Here is a 23,992-nt window from a genome sequence, read left to right as displayed (position 1 = left end):
AGCAGGCGCTTGGCTGCGGGATCGCCGGGGTTCACCTGCAGCGCTGCCTTGGCGTTGGCGATCGCTGCCGAGTAGTTCTGCTGGCGGTAGTTGCGTTCGCCTTCGCGCAGCAGCCCCGCCGCCACTTCCTGCATGCGGTTCGGCGCGCTGGCGGGCGGCGGTTGCGACGTGGCCTGCTTTTCCGGCGGCGGGGCTGAAGCCGGTGCCGGCGCCGGCGGTTGCGCCGCGGGCGATGACGACGGGACTTGCGCGGCCATCTGCGCAGCGGCGGTACTGGCCGGTGCGGGCGCGGCGGGCGTCGGTGCCGCTGCGACTTTTGGCTGGTCCAGCTCGCGCTTTTCCTTTTCCACGGCGGCGTGCCTGAGGTCCAGCCGTGGCAGGAACAGGTGCAACTGCGCGGGCAACGCGAACACGCGCTGGGCGGCCGCGTAGTCGAGCCGGCCCCTGGCCGGATCCCAGTACGCATCGACGCGGTCGAGCAGAAACTGCTGCACCTGTTCGCCCTGGCCGAGCATCAACTGCTTGCGCTCGTCCTCGCCCAGTTGCGCCAGCGCGGCGACCGCCTCCACCTCGTTGCCGTAATGCTGCGGGTTGTCCGGCTGGAAGCGCGCGGCGACCTCGGCGATGTGCCGCGCCCGCAACTGGCCGAGCACGCCCCAGCCCGCCACCGCCAGCAGCAGGATGGCGGCGAGCGTCCAGGCCAGCGGCCGACCGATGCGTTCACGCAAACCGACCTCGCGCAACCCCTCGACCAGCAGGTCCGCGCTCTTCAGGCGCTTGTCGGCGGTGAACGCCACCGCGTCACACAGGGCTCGCTGCTGGCGTCCGGTCAGCCTGGGCACCACCGGCGGCAGGCGGCGCTCGCGCAGCGCCACCTCGGCGCTGGCCTTGTCGAACGGATGCTTGCCCGTGAGCAGCTCGAAGGCCACGCAGCCCAGCGCGTAGATATCGTCGGTGGGCTGCGGCGGTTTGCCTTCGATCATCTCCAGGCTGGCGTAGGCCGGCGTCAGCGCGCCGAGCTTGCCGGCGTCGAACACGGTCTGGTCCTCGGCCGGCTCGTCCGCCTGCTTGCCGGCGCGTGCGATGCCGAAGTCGAACACCTTCGGCACGCCCTCGCGCGTGACCATCACATTGCCCGGCTTGAAATCCGAGTGCACCACGCCGGCGTCGTGCGCGCGCTTGAGCGCACGGGCCATGCCTTCGATCAGCGGACGCGCCTTGGCCAGCGGCAGGCCATGGAAGGCGCTCTCGCGGATCAGGGTCTTGAGGTCCGATCCGTCGACGTATTCCATCGTCATGAAGACGATCGTACGGTCCTTGTCGAAGTCGAACACGCGCACGATGTTGTCGTGCGCGAGCTGCTGCGAGCGGCGCGACTCGCGCTGCAAGGCAATCAGCGAATCGGGATGGCGGCGGAACTCGTCGTTCAGCACCTTCACCGCGACGTAGGGATTGCGGTCGCGCGCCTCCACCTTGCGCTCGTCGCGCGCCAGAAACACCACGCCCATGCCGCCGCGGCCGATTTCGCGCTCGAGCAGGAAGCGGCCCTTGAGGAGCATGCCGACGGTAGCCTGGTCGCCGGCCGCGGCGTCGGCGACGCGCTGCCAGTCGGATGTATCGACGCCACCGGTGGCGCCGGCCGTCTGCGAAACGGTCGCGCCGGTCCGCGCCGCATCGGGCGCCGGAGCGGAGGCCGGCTTGACCACGGTGGCCTGGTCCACCGGCAGTGCGGCCGGCTCGACGCGCGCGGCCGGCATCACGCAGGTGGCCTCGTCGCTGCCGGCGATCGCGAGTGCCGGGCGTTCCACCTTGACCACCGTGGCCACGTCGTCGGCCTCGTCGGCGCTGGCCTGAAGCGTCTCGAGTCGCTCGGCGATGAGCTGCACCACGCCGGCCTCGAGGGTGCCTTCCTCGCCCATCCGCGCCAGCCAATCGAGCTCGGCGGCGTGCTGGTCGGCCGGCACCGCGCCGCGCCCGGCCAATCCATCGACCAGCAGCGCCGGCAGCGTGAGCCCGCCCGCCTTGTAGGCCTCGACCAGCGCGCTGAGGGAGGAGGTTTCCATCGCCCTGCCGTCAGTCCTGCAGCCGCACGATCACGGCCGACACGTTGTCGCGGCCGGCACGTCCCAGCGCCATCGCGAACAGGCCCTGCAGCAGGTCGTTCGGCGCCTGCAGGCGCGCGCACTGGGCGTCGAGCTCCTCGTCGGTCATTTCCTTGTTGATGCCGTCGGAGCACAGCACGAATTGCATGCCCGGCCGGTTGCCGGCGACCACCCAGTCGACATACAGCCGCTCCTCGGCGCCGATCGCGCGGGTCAGCACGCCCGCGCCCGGCTGCGGGCGGGCGGGCGCGGGACCACCGGCGAACTGGGTCACCTCGTCCTTGACCCCGTGCACGTGGTCGCGGGTGATCTGGTGCAGGCGACCGTCCTCGAAGCAGTAGGCGCGGCTGTCGCCGACCCAGCCACACAGCATGAAGTCCGGGTCGTAGACCAGCAGCACCACGGTCGAGCCGATCAGGTCGACGCCGCGCGTGGCGGCGACCTGGCGCAACTCGGTGTTGACCTGCGCCAGCGTGTCCTCGATCGACTCGATGAAGTCGAACACATCGCCGTTGCGCGGCAGGGAAGCGAGCCTTTCGACAATGAGCCCGCTGGCGTAGTCGCCGGCCGAGTGCCCGCCGAGGCCGTCGGCCACCACCCACAGGCCCACGTCCTCGCGCACAAGAATGGCGTCCTCGTTGTGCTTGCGGACCTTGCCGGTGTGGGTATGCCCCGCGGACAGGTAACGCACGGTCATGGCTGCACCTCGATCACGGCGAGCGGCCAGGGCCGCGAGTGGATGGGGCCAAGCGCCTGCGCCAGGCGCACCTGGGCGTCCTCCGCCGAGTCCGCGGCCAGCCCCTGCGCCAGCGCGGCCAGCGAAAGCTGGGTGTGCGCGGCGCCGGCCAGCAGCAGCAGGCGGTCGCCCGGCAGCAGCTCGCAGGTGACCTGCTCGCAACTGGGCATGCCTTCGGCGCCCAGGCCAGGCGCGGTGGCGGCATCGGCGCCGCCGAACAGCAGGTCGTCGAGTTCGCCGCCGCCGGACGGTGCCGGTGGGGGCGGCGTCGCACTGAACAGCGGACGCAGGCGACCGCCGCGCCAGTGCCAGGCGCCGGCGGCGCCGATGCGCAGCAGACCCGCCTGGGATCCGGACACGCGGGCAGCGACCACCGCGCCGTCCTCGCTCACCCGGCCGTTGCGCAGGTGCGGGTGCAGGGCGATCAGGCGGGCGCGCAGCGCATGCGTGCCGGGCGGCGTCTCGTCCGCCGCGTTCCATTCGGCGCCGATGCCGGCGGCGGCCGACGCGGCGCGGCGGCGCGGATCGGCCAGGCCCACGTCGGCCGCCACCAGCGTCAGCGCGCCGGCCGGATGGCGCACCACCGCCGTGCCGGGCGCCGTCTGCACCGAAAGCTCGGTCTCGAACACGGGAGCGGGCATCGGCGGCACGCCGTCCTGGGTCCGGCGCACCAGGCCCGGCACCGTCACGTCGTCATCCATGTCGCGCCGGGCGATCGTCGGGGCCGGGGCCGGCGTTGGTGGCGGCGCAGGTTCGCTCCTGGCGGGAGCGAAAGGCTCGGCGATCGGCGCGGACGTCCCGGCGGGCGTCTGCCAGGCGCCGCCGTGGGTGGCGTCGAGGAAACCCGCATACGCTTCCGGCGCCGGCAGGCCGCGGGTGGCCAGGATGCCCGGCGGCACGCGACCGGCCCCCTCGCTCCACCACAGGCACCACGGCCCCTGCCCGGCCAGCCGCAGCCACAGCGTGGCCAGGGCCGCGGTATCGACGGCACGCGCCGGCAGCGGCAGGCGCCAGTGGCTGGCGCGGCTGAAATCGACACCGCCGCACGGATCGACCGCCGCGGCCGGCACGATCGATGGTCCGGGCAACGCCGCCACCAGCGCGTCGAAAGCCTCGGCATCCAGCGGTGCACCGCGCTGCCCTTGCGCATGCACGCGCGCCAGCGCGTCGAACCAGCCGGCGCCCTCGCGCAACAGCAGGTCGACCTGCGCGGGCACGACCGGCGCGGCCAGCACCATCGGGAAACTGCGACCTACGCGATCGTCGGCAGGACCGAACACGCCGACCCAGGCGCCCTCGCCACACGCCTGCGGCGCGAGCACGAAGCGCCAGGTCGGGCTGGCGTGGTAGGCCTGTGCCCAGTCGCCGCCGAGCGCCTCGCGGCTGGCGAACACGGCCTGCTCGAAGTGGTGGTCCCAGCGATCGACGAAGCCGGCGGGCAGCCGTCGCTGCACGAAGTCCCCCGCCCCCGGCAGCTTGCCGAAGAAGCCCACGCTTGCCATGGCGGATCCCCCTGTCGGATCGGCCATGGTGCTATCCCCCACACCTGAAGCGCTGCACTTGCGTGTTGAGGAAGGGGTTCTTCAGGTTGCTCGCCTGCACCACCAGCTGCACCGCCTGGCCGCCGAAGTCGAAGTGCGCCTGGTAGCGCAAATCCGACTGGCGCGACAGCTTGGCCGCCTGCAACGCGTGGAAGAACGCCCAGTCACCCTGATAGTCGTAACTGCTGAGCAGGTTGCCGGAGGCGTCCCAGGCCGAGACCTTGACCTGCCCCGGCGTCGGCCCCGGCCACTTCATCGCCATGCTGGCGTTGCCGCCGGGCTTGTAGTCGAAGGTCTGCCCATCAATGGCAATGGAGAACCGTCCGATGCCCGGCGCCAGTTGCGGCGCCAGCAGGGTGAAGCCGACTTCGGGCGTGGGGCTGCCGTTGCGGAAGTACATCTGCTTGATGGCGTCGGCCAGTTGCATCTGCACCAGCATCGAGGCCGAGCCGCTGACCGCGCCCGGGCCGCTCTTCCACTGCCAGTTGCGCCCGCTGGTGTCGACCAGCTTGGCCAGCGTCTGCTTGAAGAAGCCGTCGTAGCGGCCGCCGTAGCCGAACAGCTCGGCGAAGTTCTGCACCGGGATGTCGTTGCGGCTGGCGGGCGCGAATGGAAAGCGGCCCTGGGTGAAGGCGGCGCAATCCTGCGCGGCGGCCTGCTGGAACTGCTCGTCCAGCGCGCCCTTGGTGCCGCTGGCGACCAGGGCCTGGCTCTTGCCGGTCAACGAGGCGACCCAGCCGGACACCGGCGGAGGCAACTGCGCGGCGGCCTGCTGCGCCATCAGCAGTTGCGGGTTGGGCTGGCCGGCCGCGTCGCTGAAGTCGGTCATGGTCAGCAGCGTCTTGCTGAGCTGGTCGAGCACCGTCAGCGTCTGGTCGATCGGCGCCGCGCCGGGCGCGCCCTCGCTCAGCTTGTTGAGCGTGTCGAAGTGTGCGCTGATGGCGCTGCCGGGCGGGGCTTCGTCCGCGGCCGCGCCGGCGCCGCCACCGACCTTGGCCAGCGCACGGCCCAACGCGTTCTGCGTCGCCTTCTTCGCGGCCGCGTCCTTGGCCGCGTCCACCGCCTTGTCGCCGGCGTCGGGCGCGGGCGCACGCAGCATGTCGCTGGTATTGGCGCGCACCACGTTGAGCAGCGACTTCAACGGCGAACTCGGGCCGGACAGCTTCGCGGCGATCGTGCTTGCGTCCTGGATGCTGGCGATCGGCTGCAACTGCAGGTCCGCCAGCAGATCGTCCCAGGCCTTGATGTAGTCGGTCTCGTACAGCGCCAGCACCTGCCGCGAGAGCCGCGCCTGCGCGATGGCGTCGATCGGCTCGGCGCCGAACACCCAGTCGTCCGAAGCGAACTGCTTGACCGCCTCGGCCACGCCCTTGTCCGCCTCGATCGCGAACACCGGTTGCGTGTAGACCGCCGGCAGCGGCTCGGGCAGCGCCTTGCCGCTCCGGCGGCGGAACACGTTGCCGAGCAGGCCCAGCTCCTTGTCCAGTTGCAGCGGCTTGCCGGCGTTCTCGGCCGAGAGCTTCATGCTGCCGTAGACCAGCGTGGAGAGGTCGGCCGTGCGCAGCGTGGTGCGGGCCTGGTCGACCAGCGCGGCATCGAGGGTGAGCGCGCGCAGTTGCCCCGGTTCGTCCACCAGCGCCTGGAAGTGCTTGGCCAGCGCCTGCTGCAACACCGGCTCGTCCGGGAACACCTTGCGCCATTCGAGGTTGGTCAGCGCGACCAGCTCATCGGCGTCCAGGTGCTTGGGCTCGCCCAGCATCAGGTAGCCCTTGAGGTAGTAGTACAGCGCCTGCGGGTCGGCGGCGCTGGCGGCCAGGCCGCTGCGGAACTGCGCGCCAACGCCCGGCAGCAGCAATGCATTGAGCTCGCGCAGGTAGGCCGCGTGCAGGTCCGCGTTGACCGCGTTGCCCTGGTAGAGGCCCAGCCGCATCGAAACCGGCGCGCCGCCGGCGGGCGTGGCCGTCTGCTGCACCGCCGACAGCGCTTCGAGCCGGTCGAGCACCTTGGCGAAGTATTCCTTGGGCGTGTTGCTGGTTTCGAGGTCGACGCCGGCGGGGTAACCCTTCAGCGCGTCCTGCACCTGGCCGAGGTACGCGCGGTTGCGCGCGTAGCTGGTGGCGAAGCCGAAGCACAGCAGCACGGTGAGCAGCGCCATGCCGACGTACGCGGCCAGCTGCACGACGACCTTGCGCCGTTCGATCGCCGGGTTGGTGCCGGCGAGGCCTGACTCGCGGAACAGCACTTCCTTGAGCAGGCGCTCGACGAAGAAGGTGCGCCGCTGCGCGCCCTGCGGGTTCACCCGCGCGGCGTCCAGGCCGAAGGTGCGCGCCACCGCGCCCATCATGCGGTCGATCGGCGTGCCTTCCTGCGTGCCGGAGGTGAGGTAGACGCCACGCAGCAGCGGCGGCGTGCCGTACGCGTGGGCGGCGAACACACCTTCGACGAACTGCCGCGCGGTCTCGCCCAGCGAGGCCAGTTGCTGGGGGAAGGACAGCACCGCCGCGCGGCGGCCGCGGTCGCGCTCGGCGTGCAGGCGGTCGAGCGTGCGCGTGTTGAGCCGGTCCAGCAGCAGCCGGTACTCGTCGGCGAAGGCCTTGGCGGCACTGCCGTCCATGGTCTTGTTGAGCGGGAAGGACGTGCCCCAGACCTGGCTGCGCAGCTCCGGGTTCATGTCATCGAAGAACTCGCCGAAGCCGGCCACCAGGTCGCACTTGGTCAGCACCAGGTAGACCGGCACGCCGATCTTCAGGTGCTCGGAGAGTTCGTCCAGGCGCCGGCGGATGGCGCGTGCGTGGTCCTGCCGTGCGGCGTCGTCCAGCACCATCAGGTCGGACAGGCTCATCGCCACGATCACGCCGTTGATCGGCCGGCGCTTGCGGTAGCGGCGCAGCAGCTTGAGGAATTCGCCCCAGGCGGTGGAGTCGGCCGCACGGTCCGAATCCTGCGTGGTGTAGCGGCCGGCGGTGTCGAGGAACACGGCCTCATCGGTGAACCACCAGTCGCAGTTGCGGGTGCCGCCGACGCCGCGCAGCGCTTCCTTGCCGAAGCGCTCGGACAGCGGGAAGTTGAGACCCGAGTTCTGCAGCAGTGTGCTCTTGCCCGAGCCCGGCGGACCGATCACCACGTACCAGGGCAGCGCATAGAGGTTGCCGCGGCGGCGCTTGCGCAGCATCTCGACCGCTTCGGCGAAGCGGCCCTGCAGTTGCGCGCGCTCGCCCGCGCTGCGGTTGTCCCCGCTCTCGGCCGGTGCAGCGGCCGCACCCTGCCCGGCCAGTTCGCCGGACATCTTGTTGGCCTTGCCGCGCGCGCGCAGCGCCTGCACCTGCAACCAGGCGCCCCAGGCCAGCACGATCACCATGATCAGCAGCAACCGCGCGACCGGGCTGGCCAGCGGCTGCGAATCCCCGATTCCGAGGTACGGACCGCCCAGCCACACCAGCACCGACAGCAGCGCGATGCCGACCAGCGTGACGAACCAGGAGGATTTGAACAGGCTCAGCAACTTCGCCACGGCGTCAGGCCTCCGGGATGAACTTGATTTCGACGCGGCGGTTGCGCGTGCGGTTTTCCGGCAGGTCCGGCGGCAGTGCGATCGGCTGCGAGGCGCCGGCGCCGGTCGACTCGATGCGACCCGGGTTGTCCAGGCCCTGCGTGAGGATCTGCCGGACCGACTCGGCGCGTGCCGCGGACAGCGCGAAGTTGTCCTTGAACTTGAGCGAATGGATCGGCTGGTCGTCGGTGTGGCCGATCACGATCACGCGGCCGGATACCTGGTTGAGCGCGGCGGTGATCTTGTGCAGCAGCGGCAGCTGGCGATCGTTCACGTCGACGCCGCCGGAGGCGAACATCGCGTTGCCGGACAGGCGCAGCAGCGCCTGGCCGTCGGGCTGCTCGTCGATGCTGAGCAGCCCGGCCGATTCTTCCGGCGCGAGCAGTTGCTTGAGGCTCTTGCGCGCCGGCGGCGGACGGTGCGAGGTGTCCGGCGGCGTGGCGCCCTCCAGCCCGATCTTCGCCAGTTGCGCGTTGACCGGCGCGGAGGCGTCGTTGAGCCGCGTGTAGAAGAACAGGAACGCGGCCAGCAGCACGCAGGCGGCAGCGGTGGCGATCACCCACAGCGGCACGTAGCGCACCAGCGGGTTGCGCCGGTCCTCCACGCCGCGCCAGTGCGGCGCCAGCTCCTGCGCGGCCGGCGCACGCTGTTCCTTGATGCGCCGGTACAGGTCTTCCTGGATGTCGGCCAGCTTGGCGCGCCCGCCCGCCTCGATCTGGTAGCGGCCGCCGAAACCCAGCGCCAGGCAGATGTACATCAACTCGATCAGGTCGATGTGCTTGGAGAAATCCGCGCACAGCCGCTCGAGGATCTGGAAGAACTTGGCGCCGCCGTAGGATTCGCTGTGGAAGGCCACCAGCAGCGTCTTCTGCGCCCAGCCGCTGTGCTCGCCCCAGGGCGCGTTGAGCACCGACTCGTCGAGCATCGCGCACAGCACGTAGCGCGCCGCCAGCACGGTCTGCTGCGGCAGGTTGGCCGCCTGCGCGCGGCTTTCGAACCGGCGCACCTGCGTGGTGGCCTGGTCGCGCAGGCGCGTGGGGTCCTGCGCGGTGGCGCTGTGGCGCACCTGCACCGCCAGCAGCAGCAAGGGGCTGGCCGCCTGCACCAGCGGGTTCATGCCGCCGCCGAGGAAGCCGCTGATGTCCTCGTCGGTAGCGGGCGTCGCGTGCGCGGCGGCCGCAGGAGGCGCGTACGCCGCCGGTGGGGGCGCGGCCGCGGCAGGGGCCGGCGTGGGTGCACCGCGCGGGCGCACCACGGTGGCGTCGCGCATGTCGTCGTCGAAGGGGCCGTTGGTCGGGCTCATGGCATCAGCTCCGGATCGCCCACAGTTGCAGGTCGAGGCCGGCGAACTCGCTGCCGAAATGGAAGGCGATGCCGCCGGAGGTCTTCAGCTCGCGCCACATCGGCGAGTGCTTGTCGAACTCGAAGTAGAGGTAGCCCGCGTTGTAGGGAATCTGCCGCGGCGCCACCGGCATCGGCTGCACCACGATGCCGGGGAGCTGCAGGTTGACCAGGTCGCGGATCTTCTCCGTCGGGCCGATCTTGGCGTGCGCAGGCAGTTGCCGGCGCAGTTCCTCGGACTTCATGTCGGCCTTGGCCGAGAGCACGAAGGCAGCGGTATCGAGCAGGCTCATGTCCGGCACCATGGCCACCCACACGCCGTACTTGCGCTGCTGCAGCGGGATCGGCGTGGCGGTCTGTTCCATCACCGCGCTCAAAGCGTTGCGCAGCGACACGATCACCGGCTCGAAGCTCTCGCGCAGCAGCTCGTGGCGGTACGGCGGGAACATCGGCGGGCGCTTGCCCGGGGCGGTGAAGGTGGCCAGCTCGCCGGCCATCGCCACCAGCGTGCGGTAGAAGGCCTCGGGGTGTTCCAGCGGCGCTTCCGCAAGATGCGCCACCAGCGGCTGGCAGCGGTTGACCACCTGCAGCAGCAGGAAGTCGGCGATCTCCGCCGCGCCGCCGCGGTCGGTAAGCGCCACGCGGCTGGCCAGCGCCTCGCCGCGCTGGTGCAGCAGGCCGAGCAGCTCGGTGAGGAAGGTCACCAGCCGCGGCACCGCCTGGCAACTCAGCGCGGTCGGCATGAATGTCTCGTCCAGCATCACGCGGCGATCGGCGCGGCATTCGACGATGCGCGCCACCGGGATCTGCGCCAGCCCTTCCATCGGCTGCGACTGCGGCAGCAGGCGGGTGCTCATGCCGCCGACTTCCAGCGGCGTCATGCCCTCGACGCTGCCGGAGCTGTCGCGCACCTCGGTCTCGCGCACGCGGTAGCGGAACAGCCGCTCGGCCGGCGCCTCCGGGCGGCCGCTCTCCGGCTGCGTGGGCGAACGCAGCGGCAGGGTCAGGTAGACGGTCTGGTCGCGCCAGTTGGCATCGACTTCCAGCGCCGGCGGCAGCGGGTCGTCGCCGGGCATGGCGAACGGCGTGCCGTCCGGGAAGATGCCGCGCGCGCGGCGGATGCCGAGCTTGCCGATCGCCAGCAGGTCCGGCTCCAGCTCCAGCTCCTGGAAACCCCACGCATACGGGCGCAGGGCGCCGGCACGCAGCTCGACGAAGCGCTCGAAGTAGCGCTCCTGCTGCTGCAGGTGCTGCGGCCGCAGGAACAGGCCCTCGCTCCAGACCACCTTGTTGTTTTGCGTCATGACCGACCTGTCTGCTGTGGCCCGCGGGCGGGCTTGTACGAGCCTGTGTGGATGCGCCGCCGCCGGCCGGTTCGGGGCCGGGAGGCGCGCGCCTCCCCTCTATTGCGTTTTCGCGGCGTGAAAAGCGCCATGTGTGTTCACCGCTGCCGCACCCGCGCCGACTTCAGCCGCGCCAGTTGCTCCTCGTAGGCGCGCGCGAACTCGTCGCCGAACAGGCGGCGGAAGCATTCGTCCGGATCCTTGGCCAGCCCCTCGAAGTTCTCGCGGTAGCGTTCCCAGTAGCGGCCCTTGCCGCCGAAGGAGGAACGCTTGCTGCCGTCGACCTCCTGCTCCAGGCGGTCGGGATTGAAGTGCGCGAGCACGGCCTCGAAGCCGGCGCGCACGCCGGCGAGCATCGCCATCTGGTGGCAGCGGATGTCGTCGAAGGCGTCCTGGAAGGCGTCAGTGCCGGAAAGGAAGGCGCCGTTGGGTGGCGAGAGCAGCTTCTGCAACGCCTCGTCGGCGGTCGGCGCGAACTTCAGCGGATTGTTTTCCGAGCGCTGGATCAGCGTGACCGGCAGGCGGAAGGTGTTCTTGATCTCGGCGCGTGCGCGCAGCACGTCCATTACGCCGTCGACGACGATGCGGAAGATGGTGTCCAGCTCGGGTGGCAGGCCGGGCGCGGGAGCGACGGGTGCCGGCGCGGCAAACGGCGTGGCGGCTGCCATGACTGGCGGCGCCGCAGCCGGTGCGACTGGCGCCGCCACCGGCGGCATCGCCGGGGCGGGCGCGGGTGCAGGTGGCGGTGCCGGCGGCGCCTTGGGCGCGAAGTCGCCCATGGTCAGGTCCCAGTTGTCCGGCAGCGCCTCGCGCTGGCCGGCGACGCCGGGCGGATGGAAATGGTCGGCCATGCCGCTGGAGTGGTTCCAGCTATCGACCGGCGCGGGCGCGGGAGCCGCGGGCGCGCCGAAGGGTTCGTCGAGGAAGGCGAGCGGATCGAGCGTCGCGGTCGGCGCTCCGCCGCCCGGGATCAGCGGCTCGTCCGGCACGCCGCGCGCGGGCAGCGGCGCGGCGCCGAACGGATCGCTGCCGAGCATCTCGTCGAGGAAATCGCCGCCCGGCAGCGGCGCCGCCACGGCCATCGCCGGCGCAGGCGCCATCGCCGGCTGCACCAGGGTGGCGCTGTCGGCCTGCAGCCGCACGGCCACCTCGAAGGTGTCGATCTGCAGACGGTCGCCGTCCTTCAGCGAGGCGGGGTCACCCTTCACCAGCGGGCGGCCGTTGAGCAGCATGCCGTTGGTGCTGCGGTCCTCGATGAAGTACATGCCGTTGAGGCAGCGCACCATCGCGTGCACGCGCGACACGCCGGCGGCGGAGAGCACCCAGTCGCAGTCGTCGGCGCGGCCGATGCTGCCGTCGCGCCCTTCGAAGGCCTTCTGGCTGCGCGCGCCGAACTGGGCGGCATGCGGGCCGAGCACGGCGAGCACGAGGGTCTGTGGGTTCGGCACGCTCATCGTCTCCGTCAGTGGACCTGGCCGCCGGCGCCAAGCAGGCTGATGGCGCGGGCCATGAACTCGCTGCGGCGCTGCTCGAAGCGCACGGGCTCCATGCCAGCCATCAGGTTGATCGCCGCGACCACAGCGCAGGCGGTGAGGTGTTCGGCCGGCGGCACTGGGGTTTCCTGGCTGGCCGGCGCGAGGCTGCCGCCGGACCAGCCCGCCGCGGCGGCGAGCCACGTGCCGATCGTGCGGTAGCCGCCGGCGTTGGCGAACTCGAAGGCCGCGCGCCGCTGGGGTTCCTCCGGTTCGCGCACCCACTGCTCGGCAAGCGCGGCGCCGGCCTTGTCCTCCAGCGCCAGCGGCATGTCGCGCGCGCACTGGCAGGCCCAGGCCACGGCATAGCGCTTGGGCAGCAGGCGCGCGAGCAGCTTGAGCGCGTCCTGCGTTTCCCCCTCGGCGAGCAATGCCTGCACCGCCTGCAACGGGTTCATGCGCGGCTCCAGCCGGGCCCGCGCGGGCTCGGCCAGTTCCATCTGTTCGGCTGCCTGTACGACTGGCGACATGGGCGTCTCCTTATCCGATCATCACGACGCCGCCGGACACCTGGTTCATGCCGTCGCCCTTGAGCGTGAGCATGGGTGCCTTGACGGTGGCCATGGCGCTGCCGGCGACTTCGACCATCGCGTCCGAATGCACCTTCAGGCTGGCACCCGCGCCGACGTCCATGGTGGCGCCGGCCTTGATGCCGACCTCGACCTGGCCCTCGACCTTGACGCCCATGCTGCCGGTGATCTTGATGTTGACGCCCTTGATCTCGATGTCGCCGGAGCTCTTGAGCACGATGCTCGACGCGCCGGTGACCAGCTCGATCTCGGTGCCGGCCGATAGCTTGAACTTCTGGCCGATGCTGGTGGTGCCGTTGTTGGTGACGTCCAGCTTGTCGTCGTTCTGCACGGTGACCTTGCGGTCGTGCTTGATCGTCTCGGTCTGGTCGTTCTCGACGGTGAGCGTCTGGTCGTGCTTCACCGTCATGATCTCGTCGTGGTCGATGGTGACCACGTGGTCGTTCTCGACTTCCTCGTGCATGTCCTTCTGGGCGTGGATGAAGAAGTCTTCCTCGCCCTTCTTGTCCTCGAAGCGCAGCTCGTTGAAGTCGGCGCTCTCGCCGAGCAGGCTGCGGCTCTTGATGCCGCTCTGCGTCTTGGTCGCCTGCAGGCCGTAGGGCGGCGTGTTGTCGGCGTTGTAGACGCTGCCGATGATCAGCGGGCGGTCCGGGTCGCCCTCGAGGAAGCTGACCACCACCTCCTGCCCCACGCGCGGCAGGCTCACCGCGCCCCAGCCTTTGCCTGCCCACGCCGAGGCGACGCGCACCGGGCACGAACTCTGGGCGTTGGGCTTGTCCGGCTTGTTCCAGTGGAAGGTGACCTGCACGCGGCCGTGGTCGTCGATCGCGATGTCCTCGTCGGTCTCGCTGCCGGTGACCACCGCGGTCTGCAGGCCCACGACCGACGGCTTGGCGGCGCTCGGCAGGCTGCGGAACGGCCGGCTGCTCTCGATCGCCTGGAAGTGGCAGGCGAAGCCCGGCCCCTGCATGCCGCCGCCGGAGGCGTAGCCGCCGCCGTGCAACTCCATCGTGGCGCCGATCACCAGGTATTCCTGGTTCAACTCGTCGCGCGGGAAGCCGGTCAGGTTGAACAGCCCGCCGATCTCGATGCCGCACGAACTGGTGGTGCCGCTGTAGTGCGAGCGCGACGCGCTGAGCGCCTCGGCGCGGACCTGCGCATAGTGCTGGCCCAGCTGCGCGTCGAAGTGCTCGCCGGGGAAGTCGAACATGTCCGGCCCCTGCCCGCCGTGTCCGTCGCCGCTGCCCTTGGCCAGCAGCGAGGTCTTCGGCTTGAGCGGGTCGTAGTCGATCAGCTGGACCTTGGTGGCGTCGCGGCCGCGCGCGGGGACCCATGCGGAGATGGCCGCCTCCGGCCGCAGCACGCTGTCGCGGGTCGTCGAGTACGGCACCTTGTCGAAGTGGCTGGCCTTGGCGTGCGCGCCCACGCCATCGGCGAGCACCATCGTGTGCGTGCTGGCGTCGTGGGTGAAGTAGTAGTAGATGCCCTCCTGCTCCATCAGCCGGCTGATGAAGTTCAGGCAGCTCTCGCGGTACTGCACGCAGTAGTCGCGCTTGGCGTAGCTGCTGCTGAGGCTCAGCTTGACGTCGGTGTAGCCGGCGTCGGCCAGCACCGCCTTGACGATGTCGGGCACGCTCTGGTTGGTGTAGATGCGGCAGTCGACCTTGTCGATCAGCAACCACGGCTTGGGCACCAGGCGCACGCTGTAGTGCGCGTAGTGCAGGCCGTCGATGGGCTCCGCGCCGGTTTGTGCTGCCTCGCACACGATGCCGTGGAAGTAACGCTCGAAGCCGTCCGGGGTGGCCAGCTTCACCGTCATCGAGGTGCCGAGCAGGCCGCCCAGATCGATCTTCTCGTCGCGGCTGGCGAACTCGACGTGGTAGGAGAACATGCGCCCGAGCTGCTCGTCGGTCGCCATGCTGGTGAACAGCAGCCCGTCGCATTGCGCCGAGGTCAGGGTGATCAGCTGGCTCATCGGGCGGGGCTCCGGAGTGCGGGGATCGTGCCGGCCTTGGGCCGCACGCATGATGTCGTGGCTTGTCGCCGGAGGCGGGCTTGCCGGGCGGCAATGCGGGGATGGCAGCGGCGGGCAACGGGTGTGGCATCCCGAGCCGCCGGCGTGTGCCGTTGCGCGCGATCGCTCATGCCGCATCTCCATCGTCGGCCGGCATGCCCCGGCCCGGTCGCTGCGCCAGTACCACCCAGCCGGCCACCGCCTGGCCGGCCTCGCGGCGCAGCGTGTCGGCGGCGATGCGCACGTCGTCGAAGCCGGCCGCGGCCAGCACGCGTTCGACGTAGCGGCGGGTGTGCCGATAGCGGCCGCTGGGCGTCAGTTCGGCGCGGTCGGCATCCTCGTCCAGCGCTTCCAGCGTGAAGCCGAGCCAGCCGCCCGGGCACAACGCGTTGCGGGTGGCGGCCAGCGCCTCCTGCAGTTCGCCGAAATAGACCAGCGTGTCGGCCGAGACCACCAGGTCCCAGGCCTCGTGGCGGGCCTGCAGGTAGCCGGTCAGTTCGGCCACCTCGAGCACGTCGTAGCCGCCGCGGGCACGCGCCTTCTCCACCATGCCGCCGGAGAGGTCCACGCCCACCAGTTGGCGGGCGTAGGGACGCAGCAGCGGCGCGCACAGGCCCGTGCCGCAGCCGGCATCGAGCACGTCGAGTGCCGCCGCCGGGGCAGCGAGTATCCCACCCAGCGCGTCGACCAGCACCTGCGGTGCGCGGTAGTCCAGGTTTTTAAGGAGTTGTTCGTCGAAGCTGTCGGCGAAGCCGTCGAACAGTTCGCGCACGTAGTCGTCGGCGGCACGCGGCGGCGCCTCGGCACCACCGCAGGCGGCCAGCATGTGGCGCGGCACGGGATTGTCGGGTTCGCGCTCGAGCCAGTCGCGGTAGACCCCGCGCGCCTCGTCGCGCCGCTTGAGGGCGTACAGCGTCACGCCGAGTGCCTCCAGCGCGCGCAGGTTGCGCGGGTCCAGCTCGAACGCGCGGCCGAAACATCCGGCTGCCTGCTCCAGATGTTCCATGTGCTGCGCGTGGCTGCGCAGGAACAGGCCCATCAGGTAATGGCCCCGCGCGTCGTCCGGCGCCTTTTGCAGCAGGCTGCCGTAGGCCTCGAAGGCCTCGTCCAGGCGCGACTGCAGCTCCAGCACCACGGCCAGGTTGCCCAGGGCGTTGTGGTGGCCGGGGCCGCATTCGAGCGCGCGCCGGTAGCAGGCTTCCGCCTCCGCCGGCCGGTCGCACTCCTTGTGGATGTTGCCCAGGTTGTTGTGCGCGTCCGGGTGGCGCGGGGTGATCCTCAGCGCGGTGCGGATCAGATCCACCGCCTCGTCGCTGCGGCCCCGCTGGTGGCACAGCACGCCGAGGTAATGCAGCGCGTCGGGCTGGGCGGCATGCAGGTCCAGCACTTCGCGGTACAGCCGCTCGGCGGTGTCCAGGTCGTCCGCCTGGTGCGCGCGCATCGCCTGCTGCAGCACGGCGCGGTGGTCCCGCACGGTGCGGCGCAGCATCAGGTTGTCCGGCCTGGGTCTGCTCATCGCCATCAGCCGATCAGCACCTTGAAGCAGCCCAGCACGATGGTGCCGCCGTGCGCGCAACTGTCGCCCATGCGCGCGGCCGGCTGGCCGCCGATCAGCACCTTGGGCGAACCCATCACGATGCTGTCGGGCGGGCCCACGCAGGTCGCCATGTCGCCCATGCGGGCGGCCGGCAGGCCGCCGATCAGCACCGTGGGCGCACCCGGCGCGGTGACCGGCCCGCCGACATGGGGCACCACGCCAGTGACCATCGGGCAGACATGCATGTCGGTGAGGCGGGCGGCGGGTTGCATGCGGGTTCCTCGGCTGGAGCGGGATGACCGGCCCGACGGTGCGGCGACGACGCGACGCGCCGGCCTGCCAATGGCTCCATTGGCAGGCCGGATCCACCCGGAGACGGCATCCAGCCTCGATTTCCGTCCGCCCTGCACGGCTGGCGGAGTCCCCCTGGTGGCGGCACGCCGGCCGGGCCGGCCAGCGTTGCCTATAGGTGAATCCGTAAAACGACGGCCGATCTGGTCACGCGCCCTTCACGCCCGGCTCGCGGGCGTGCCGGATGCCTCAGGCCAGCCCGACCCGCTTGAGCGCCGTACTCTTGATGCCCGCGAAGAAGCCCTTCTTCACATGCGTGCCCTTGTCGCTGCTCAGGCCTTCCAGTTGCAGGCGCGAGCTCTGGATATTCTTGCTGGCGATCTTCAGCATCGGGTCCATCTGCTTCTTTTTCATAGCCTCGACCCGGTCCATCCATCCGGGCAGGCCGATGTCGGCCACGAACATGTTGGCCACCGAGGAGGTGTCCGAACAGGTCAGCAGATAGCAACCCAGCACCGGGCATTCGTTGAACACGGTCAGGTCGAGCGTGTTGGGGGTCGCCAGGCGCTTGTTGCCCGCGCGCAGGTCCTTGATGTCCAGGCCCAGCGAGAACAGTTGCAGGCCCAGGCTGGCCAGCGCATTGGCCGCGCCGATGGCGGCCGTGGTGGCGGTGCCGAAATCGGCGAACAGGCCGGCGATCTTGGTGCCGGTGGCCACGCTCTGCTGCCCTAGCTGGATCGAATGCCGGGCCAGGTCCCGCTTGATGATGGCCTGGATCGCCTCGGCCGCGGCTGACGGGTCGCCCAAGCGGAAGCCCTGCTTATAGTCCGAACTCTTGTAGAGGTTGTAGCCGTCCTCGGCCACCGCCTTGCCGGCCTTGACCAGCTTTACGCTGCTGGTTACTACGCCGAGCACCGGGGTGATCTCCGCCACCAGGTTGGCCAGCACCTCGCCGGACAGCGCCTCGATGATGTCATCGATGCCGTCGACGTCGGCGCACTGGACCATGAAATCGGCGACCGCGTCCTTCATGCCCGGCAGGCTGACCACCTTGCTGGCGGTCTTGCCACCCTTGACAAGCTTTTCGGTGCTGGTCTTGATCTTCTTGCCGGTGGACAGCAACTGCTTGCCGGTGGAGAGCTGGTCGGCCCTGCCGAACTTGAGCCGCGTGCCCGAGAACATGTTGACCAGCAACTTCCGTCGCGCCTTGGCCAGTTCGCCCATCGCGATGAACTCTTCGCGACTCAGTGTTGCTGTAGGCATATGCTTTTCCCCGTGATTTGATGCCGCCCGCGCCGGCGTTTTCGTGTCCATTGCAGGTCCGTTCGTGCGTACCTGCATTACTCCTCGCCTTGATCCGGCACGAGGTTCTTTACGGCGGAGCGAAGCTGCTGCAGATGGCGTTGGCGACACCCCGCCCTACTGCTCGAAGACGCCGCGGAGCGCAGAAACCTTTCCCGTCGAAACCACCGGATTGGTCGGCAACGACGGGTTCTCCACGATTGCCGTCGCCTGGAATATGGCGCGCCTGAGCGCCACCTCTCCCGTGACTTGGCCAGGCTGGCGAACGCCTCCTTGCGCTACCGTGTTCTTCGGCTGCGGGACCAGGGCGTCGATGATTTGCTTGTGTGCATTGCGCAGATTGCTCGCGGTATTCACCGCTCCCGACTGGATGGCCTGCTTTGCGGCGACGATGCCGTAGTAAGCATCTTCACAGAAGTATTCGATGTTGTCGGCGTTGTACCAGGCTCGCCGCCTCCGCTCTCTCGCCAGCTTCTGGCACGATGCATCGCCGTAACAGGTGCCGCCACCCTTGCCATCGTGATCTTCGGTACCGCAGTAGTTGTGCGAAAGCTCGTGCACGATGCAGCCACCGATCGAATCGCGTCCCTTCTGGGCGGTCTTGAACACGCCACCGGATTCACGCCTGAAGAAAAGCTTGCAAAGGCCGATGTTTCCATCAGTCGCGCCGGCACTGGTCTCGGCGTAACCGGCGACGTCCCGCGCAACCAGGTTACCAGTGGCACCGGGATAGTCGTCCGGCTTTCCTATCAGCGTATCGTCGCCGCGATAGAAGACGTTTATATCCTTCGAGAGCAGAGCCTGCAGTTGCCCGATAATGCGATAGGCGCCTTGCCACCAGTCGTTCTGACCGGGGCCCGACTGCCTTCTGCCAAACCACTTCTTCATCAGAAGGCCCGCGGCCTCCTCTCCCTGGCATGCGGCCGCCGCCTTGACGAAACCCGCGGCCAGCATTGCCCGCGCTTCTGCAAATGCGTAGTCGATTTCGCGCCGCATTTGGCGACCTACGGAGGTCGCCCCCACCGCGTTGACGTCCGCAACGCCCAGTGGCCAATGAGTGCCTGCAAAAACCAGGGCGCCGTTGGCGGCCGCCGTTGAATGGACTTTGAAGTTCGCCATGACGTTCGCGAACTTGGCGTTGTCTTGAATAACGGAAGTACCCATGGCTCTTCATCCCGTCCGACACATGCAGGTCACGTGGTCCAACCCAGAAACCAGCTCCCCGGTTTCCGCTCCGCCACGCCAGGATCAGGCGTGCAGCGGAAAGGCATCCGGCCACAGCCGGCGCAACTGGTTGCTGTAGCGGCCCGCGCCGATGCCGATCAGGTACCGGGTCGGCGACTCCTCCACCAGCAGCCCTTTCAGCTCCAGCGAACGGCGTAGCGGTGCATTGCCCTGGATCAGGTTGAAGAACGCCGAAAAGCGCGACTGCGCCGTGAGCGCCATCTCGCCCGAGCCCTGGCTCTCGAACACCATGTCGTAGACGTCCGGAAACGCCTTGGCGAAGCAGGCGCGGTGATGCTCGTTGATCCAGTAGCTCTCCTTGCCGCCGCGGGTGTAGGTGTCCATCTTGGAGTGCTTGGCGAACTCGCGGCGCCGGAGGCTGGTGGTACCGCCCATGACGCGGCCCATCACGCTCTTGGTTTCGTACGACTTGTGCTCGGACAGCGCCAGCACCATGCGCGCATAGGCCACGCACATGTCCTGCGCGGTGCTGAGGTGGCCGTAGGGCGTGACGTTGATCGGCGTGCCCCAGTCGCGCAGCAGGCCGCAGGCCAGATTGCGGGTGACGTAGGCCGCATCCGGCGGCGTTTTCACCATGACCTGCGCGTTGTGCACTCCGGGCATGGGCAGGAAGATGGCTTCGGTGGCCGGGGCACGGACACGGCTCCAGTCCTGCGGGTTGAACGTGCTGCGCATCTCGTGCATGGCAAGGATGCCGACATAGCGTGCGACGTTGGCATGCAGGACCTGGGTGTCGGCCATCTTCTCGCCGGCGTCGGCGCCGGCCACCGGGTCGACCGCGAAGATGTTGCAGGTGATCTCGTTGCCGAACACCTCGTTCATCATGTTGGCGATGCGCATGCAGGTCACTGCACCGCGGCTCCAGCCGACCATGTTGACGCGGTCGATCGGCTGGCCATGCTCGAACTTCAGGTCCTGGATGAGATTCACCGTGCGGATGACGTTCTCGTCCCATCCCTGGCCGCTGATCACACCGCGCAGCTTGGCCGCGACCTTGGGGCCGCCGGTATTGCCGATGGCGTGGTCGGCAAACGACGGCCCCTTGATGGCCTTGCCCACCGACAGGTTCTGCTTGCGGTTGCCGGTGATCGGGTTGATCTGCTGCGGCTGCGCGATGCCGTTGCCGCTATGGCCGGGCCCTTCATTGATCATGTAGTCGCCGCGGGTCACGCCGCCGCCACCGAGCACCGCCTCGACGCCGTCGTTGTGGTTGTGGAACCAGGCGACCAGCTCGTCGGACGAGCTGCCCTTGGTGCGGTTGAAGCCAGTACCGTGGCAGTAGACCGTGAATGTGGACATCAAACTTCTCCAGGAAAAGGCTGGCCCGCAGGCTCCCGCGTGCCGCCAGGGCGCAACGCTGCGCCAGGCGGCTCCGCCGGTTACGGGCCATCCGCGTCAGTTGGACTGCTCGGCAAACGCATACGAGAAATTGGCGTCCTTCACGCCCACCTGCACGCCCGTCACCGGCGTGCCCGCGATCATGCGGTTCAGGAACTCTCGGCTGACGTCCGGCAGCATCGTGTTGGTCAGGATCGCGTCGATCATGCGGCCGCCCGACTCGCTCTCGGTGCAGCGGCTGACCACCAGCTTGACGACCTCGTCGTCGTACTCGAACGGAATCTTGTAGCGCGCCTCGATGCGCTTCTTGATGCGGCCGAGTTGCAGCTTGACGATCTCGCCGAGCATCTTCTCGCTTAGCGGGTAGTACGGGATCGTCACCAGGCGGCCGAGCAACGCCGGCGGGAACACCTTCAGCAGCGGCTCGCGCAGGGCCTTGGCGATGCCTTCGGGTTCGGGCATCAGGTCCGGGTCCTGGCAGAGTCCTGCGATCAGGTCGGTGCCGGCGTTGGTGGTGAGCAGGATCAGGGTGTTCTTGAAGTCGATGGAGCGGCCTTCGCCGTCTTCCATCACGCCCTTGTCGAACACCTGGAAGAAGATCTCGTGTACGTCCGGGTGGGCCTTCTCCACCTCGTCCAGCAGCACCACCGAGTACGGCTTGCGGCGCACCGCTTCGGTCAGCACGCCGCCCTCGCCGTAGCCGACATAGCCCGGAGGCGCGCCCTTGAGCGTGGAGACGGTGTGCGCCTCCTGGAACTCGCTCATGTTGATGGTGATCAGGTTCTGCTCGCCGCCGTAGAGCGCCTCGGCCAGCGCCAGCGCGGTCTCGGTCTTGCCCACGCCGGAGGTGCCGGCCAGCATGAACACGCCGATCGGCTTGTTCGGGTTGTCCAGGCCGGCGCGGCTGGTCTGGATGCGCTTGGCGATCATCTCCATCGCGTGGTCCTGGCCGATCACGCGCTTGCCCATCAGGCTGGCCAGGTTCATCACGGTCTCGAGCTCGCTCTTGACCATGCGGCCGACCGGAATGCCGGTCCAGTCGGACACCACCGAACCGACCGCCACATAGTCGACCGTGGGCAGGATCAGCGGGCTTTCGCCCTGCAGTTCGGAGAGCTGCGCCTGCAGGCCCTTCAGTTCATCCAGGGCGGTGGCGCGTTCGGCGTCGGTCAGGGCGGTGCCTGCGACCGCGACGGCGCCGCCTTCGGCGTTGGCCGCCTCCTCCAGCGCGCTGCCGGTGCCCTCCACCGGCGCCGCATCGCCGCGCAGGCGGGCGCGCAGGGCGAGGATCTTCTCGACCAGGCCCTTCTCGACCTGCCAGTTCACCTCCAGCGTCTCCAGCCGGGCCTTGGCGACGGCGAGCTTTTCGCCGGCCGAAGCCTCGCGCTCGGCCACGTCCACGCCCACGGTCTTCTCGCGGGCGATGATCGCCAGTTCGGTCTCCAGCGCCTGGATGCGCTTGCGGGTGTCGTCCACTTCCGGCGGCACGGCGTGCTGGCTGATCGCCACGCGGGCGCAGGCGGTATCGAGCAGGCTGACCGCCTTGTCCGGCAACTGGCGCGCGGGAATGTAGCGATGCGAGAGCTTGACCGCGGCCTCCAGCGCCTCGTCCAGGATCTGCACGCGGTGGTGCTTCTCCATCACGCTGGCGACGCCGCGCATCATCAGGATGCCCTTCTCCTCGCTCGGCTCGTCGACCTGCACGGTCTGGAAGCGGCGGGTCAGCGCCGGATCCTTCTCGATGTGCTTCTTGTACTCGGCCCAGGTCGTGGCGCCGACCGTGCGCAGGTTGCCGCGCGCCAGCGCCGGCTTGAGCAGGTTGGCCGCATCGCCCGTACCGGCCGCGCCACCGGCGCCGACCAGGGTGTGGGCCTCGTCGATGAACAGGATGATCGGCTTCGGGCTCGCCTGCACTTCCTCGATCACCTGGCGCAGCCGGTTCTCGAACTCGCCCTTCATGCTGGCGCCGGCCTGCAGCAGGCCCACGTCCAGCGTGCGCAGCTCGACGTCCTTGAGCTGCGGCGGCACGTCGCCCTGGGCGATGCGCAAGGCAAACCCTTCGACCACCGCGGTCTTGCCCACGCCTGCCTCGCCGACCAGCATCGGGTTGTTCTGGCGGCGGCGCATGAGGATGTCGACGACCTGGCGGATCTCCTCGTCGCGGCCGACGATCGGGTCGATCTTGCCGCTGCGCGCCTGCGCGGTGAGATCGACGGTGAACTGCTTGAGCGCCTCCTGCTTGCCCATCTGCGCCGGGCCCATCGCGCCGCTGGCCTCGCCCGGCACGGCGCCGCCCATCTGGAAGCCGTCGCTGGCGCTCTGGCCGTCCTCGGGCGAGCCGGACACCACTTCGGCGAATTTCTCCACCAGCGTCTCAGGCTTGATCTTGTCGAACTCGGCCGAGATGCCGACCAGCGCGTTGCGCAGGTGGCGCGTGCGCAGCACGCCGACCATCAGATAGCCGGTGCGTACCTGCGCCTCGCCGAACATCAGCGTGGCGAACACCCAGCCGCGCTCGACCGCCTCCTCGACGTTGGAGGAAAGGTCGGTGATCGTGGTCGAGCCGCGCGGCAGCTTGTCCAGCGCGTCGGTGACGTCGCGCGCCAGGTTGGACGGGTTGATGTTGAACTGCTTGACGATGCGGTGCAGGTCCGAGTCCTGCAGTTGCAGGATCTGGTGGATCCAGTGCAGCAGCTCGACATAGGGATTGCCGCGCAGCTTGCAGAACACGGTGGCGCTTTCGATGCCCCGGTAGGCGAGCTTGTTGAGTTTCCCGAACAGGGCGCTGCGACTGATTTCGGCCATGACACTTTCCCAAGGTTTGAATGTTCCCGGGCGGGAACGTGGAATCGGATGCGTTGAAGGATTTCGGCGATAGCCAGGGCTACTCGAACAGCTCTTCGTATGGAACCAGGTTGTCGGAGCGCTGCTGTTCCTGCACGTACATTCGCTTCAGTTCCGTCTGTGCTTTGGAATACGCCAGCAGATCCTCCTCGAGCCAGGACAGCTCCGGATCCGCGGCGCGCGAGATGCGGTCCTGCAGCTCCTCGATCCTGGCCTGCACCGCCAGTACGGACATGGTCAACGTGTGGATGCTTATCGTCATGGCATGGATCCCTAGCTGCGCGCGTCTTCGTAAAGCTTGGCCAAAGCGGCTCTGGCGAAGTTGTCCAACGCTCCCTTCAGGACGCCGGTGAACAACGGTTTGCATGGCTCGATCTGGTAGTGGTTGGCGGCAAAGGCCTCGTTGTAGTCCGGGCCGACGATAGCCAGATTGGGATCTACCAGCGTGTCCTTCGGGATATGGAAGTACCGCCACGCCTTCCCCTTGAACACGTTCTTCCTGTCGAAAAGCGACGTGCCACCGCCGGGCTGCACCAGGCCGTCCACGATGCTCACGTCCGGCTTGCGGTACTTCGGCTTGCCATTGGGAAGCACGCCGATCTGCTTGCGCTCGAACGTCGGATAGAGAATTCCCGGGGCCGGCTCGCCGTCGACAACGGGACCGTCCGGGAAATCGCTCGTGTGGATGGCTCTCCACAGGTCTGCCGGGCACTTCGACATAACGCTCGTCCTTCTCCCGATGGCGC

Annotated in this window: 16 protein-coding genes and 1 pseudogene; all 17 read right to left on the bottom strand. The window is 69.1% G+C overall.

The genetic code is table 11. From position 1 onward, the window contains the following. Nucleotides 1-716 precede the first annotated feature (716 nt). A pseudogene (locus tag AAIL17_RS11725) lies at nucleotides 717-2,063 on the bottom strand (serine/threonine-protein kinase); the annotation flags it as partial. 10 nt (nucleotides 2,064-2,073) lie between these two features. Then, a complete protein-coding gene (locus AAIL17_RS11720; protein ID WP_424683021.1) occupies nucleotides 2,074-2,799 on the bottom strand; it encodes a PP2C family protein-serine/threonine phosphatase in 726 nt (241 codons plus the stop codon). Then, entirely contained in the window at nucleotides 2,796-4,340 is a 1,545-nt protein-coding gene (gene tagF / locus AAIL17_RS11715) for a type VI secretion system-associated protein TagF (RefSeq protein WP_424683020.1), read from the bottom strand. Before tagF ends, AAIL17_RS11720 begins: the two co-directional genes overlap by 4 nt. 31 nt (nucleotides 4,341-4,371) lie before the next feature. Further along, the gene (tssM, locus tag AAIL17_RS11710) at nucleotides 4,372-7,890 is read right to left on the bottom strand and encodes a type VI secretion system membrane subunit TssM (protein WP_424683019.1); all 3,519 of its coding nucleotides are present in this window, start codon (nucleotides 7,888-7,890) and stop codon (nucleotides 4,372-4,374) included. Nucleotides 7,891-7,894: 4 nt separating this feature from the next. Then, nucleotides 7,895-9,199 (bottom strand): type IVB secretion system protein IcmH/DotU, encoded by a 1,305-nt coding sequence (gene icmH / locus AAIL17_RS11705; protein WP_424683030.1) that lies wholly within the window; start codon nucleotides 9,197-9,199, stop codon nucleotides 7,895-7,897. Nucleotides 9,200-9,236: 37 nt separating this feature from the next. Then, nucleotides 9,237-10,574, bottom strand: coding sequence for a type VI secretion system baseplate subunit TssK (gene tssK, locus AAIL17_RS11700; protein WP_424683018.1), 1,338 nt, complete (start codon nucleotides 10,572-10,574; stop codon nucleotides 9,237-9,239). Nucleotides 10,575-10,711: 137 nt separating this feature from the next. Next, nucleotides 10,712-12,067: a type VI secretion system-associated FHA domain protein TagH gene (gene tagH, locus AAIL17_RS11695; RefSeq protein WP_424683017.1), complete on the bottom strand. Its 1,356-nt coding sequence runs from the start codon at nucleotides 12,065-12,067 to the stop codon at nucleotides 10,712-10,714. A gap of 8 nt (nucleotides 12,068-12,075) precedes the next feature. Continuing rightward, nucleotides 12,076-12,615, bottom strand: a complete 540-nt coding sequence (locus tag AAIL17_RS11690) for a DUF6931 family protein (RefSeq protein ID WP_424683016.1) — start codon at nucleotides 12,613-12,615, stop codon at nucleotides 12,076-12,078. 10 nt (nucleotides 12,616-12,625) lie between these two features. Then, nucleotides 12,626-14,650 (bottom strand): type VI secretion system Vgr family protein, encoded by a 2,025-nt coding sequence (locus tag AAIL17_RS11685; RefSeq protein WP_424683015.1) that lies wholly within the window; start codon nucleotides 14,648-14,650, stop codon nucleotides 12,626-12,628. A 166-nt stretch (nucleotides 14,651-14,816) separates the two neighbouring features. Continuing rightward, complete coding sequence (locus AAIL17_RS11680) at nucleotides 14,817-16,205, bottom strand: tetratricopeptide repeat protein (protein ID WP_424683014.1); 1,389 nt, start codon at nucleotides 16,203-16,205, stop codon at nucleotides 14,817-14,819. Nucleotides 16,206-16,210: 5 nt separating this feature from the next. After that, nucleotides 16,211-16,498 (bottom strand): PAAR domain-containing protein, encoded by a 288-nt coding sequence (locus AAIL17_RS11675; RefSeq protein WP_424683013.1) that lies wholly within the window; start codon nucleotides 16,496-16,498, stop codon nucleotides 16,211-16,213. A gap of 268 nt (nucleotides 16,499-16,766) precedes the next feature. Beyond that, entirely contained in the window at nucleotides 16,767-17,780 is a 1,014-nt protein-coding gene (locus tag AAIL17_RS11670) for a hypothetical protein (protein ID WP_424683012.1), read from the bottom strand. Between the two features lie 156 nt (nucleotides 17,781-17,936). Next, a complete protein-coding gene (locus AAIL17_RS11665) occupies nucleotides 17,937-18,983 on the bottom strand; it encodes a M35 family metallo-endopeptidase (RefSeq protein ID WP_424683011.1) in 1,047 nt (348 codons plus the stop codon). An 84-nt stretch (nucleotides 18,984-19,067) separates the two neighbouring features. Continuing rightward, complete coding sequence (locus tag AAIL17_RS11660) at nucleotides 19,068-20,363, bottom strand: hypothetical protein (protein ID WP_424683010.1); 1,296 nt, start codon at nucleotides 20,361-20,363, stop codon at nucleotides 19,068-19,070. A 96-nt stretch (nucleotides 20,364-20,459) separates the two neighbouring features. After that, nucleotides 20,460-23,207, bottom strand: coding sequence for a type VI secretion system ATPase TssH (tssH, locus tag AAIL17_RS11655; RefSeq protein ID WP_424683009.1), 2,748 nt, complete (start codon nucleotides 23,205-23,207; stop codon nucleotides 20,460-20,462). Nucleotides 23,208-23,286: 79 nt separating this feature from the next. Next, entirely contained in the window at nucleotides 23,287-23,508 is a 222-nt protein-coding gene (locus AAIL17_RS11650) for a hypothetical protein (RefSeq protein WP_424683008.1), read from the bottom strand. 11 nt (nucleotides 23,509-23,519) lie between these two features. Next, on the bottom strand, nucleotides 23,520-23,966 hold the full coding sequence (locus AAIL17_RS11645; RefSeq protein WP_424683007.1) for a hypothetical protein: 447 nt from the start codon (nucleotides 23,964-23,966) through the stop codon (nucleotides 23,520-23,522). Nucleotides 23,967-23,992 lie beyond the last annotated feature (26 nt).

It is taken from the genome of Frateuria sp. YIM B11624 (genome assembly GCF_049727805.1).
Lineage (GTDB): Bacteria > Pseudomonadota > Gammaproteobacteria > Xanthomonadales > Rhodanobacteraceae > Frateuria_A.
The sequence above is the reverse complement of the archived record's forward strand: the minus strand, read 5'-3'. Positions and strand labels throughout refer to the sequence as shown.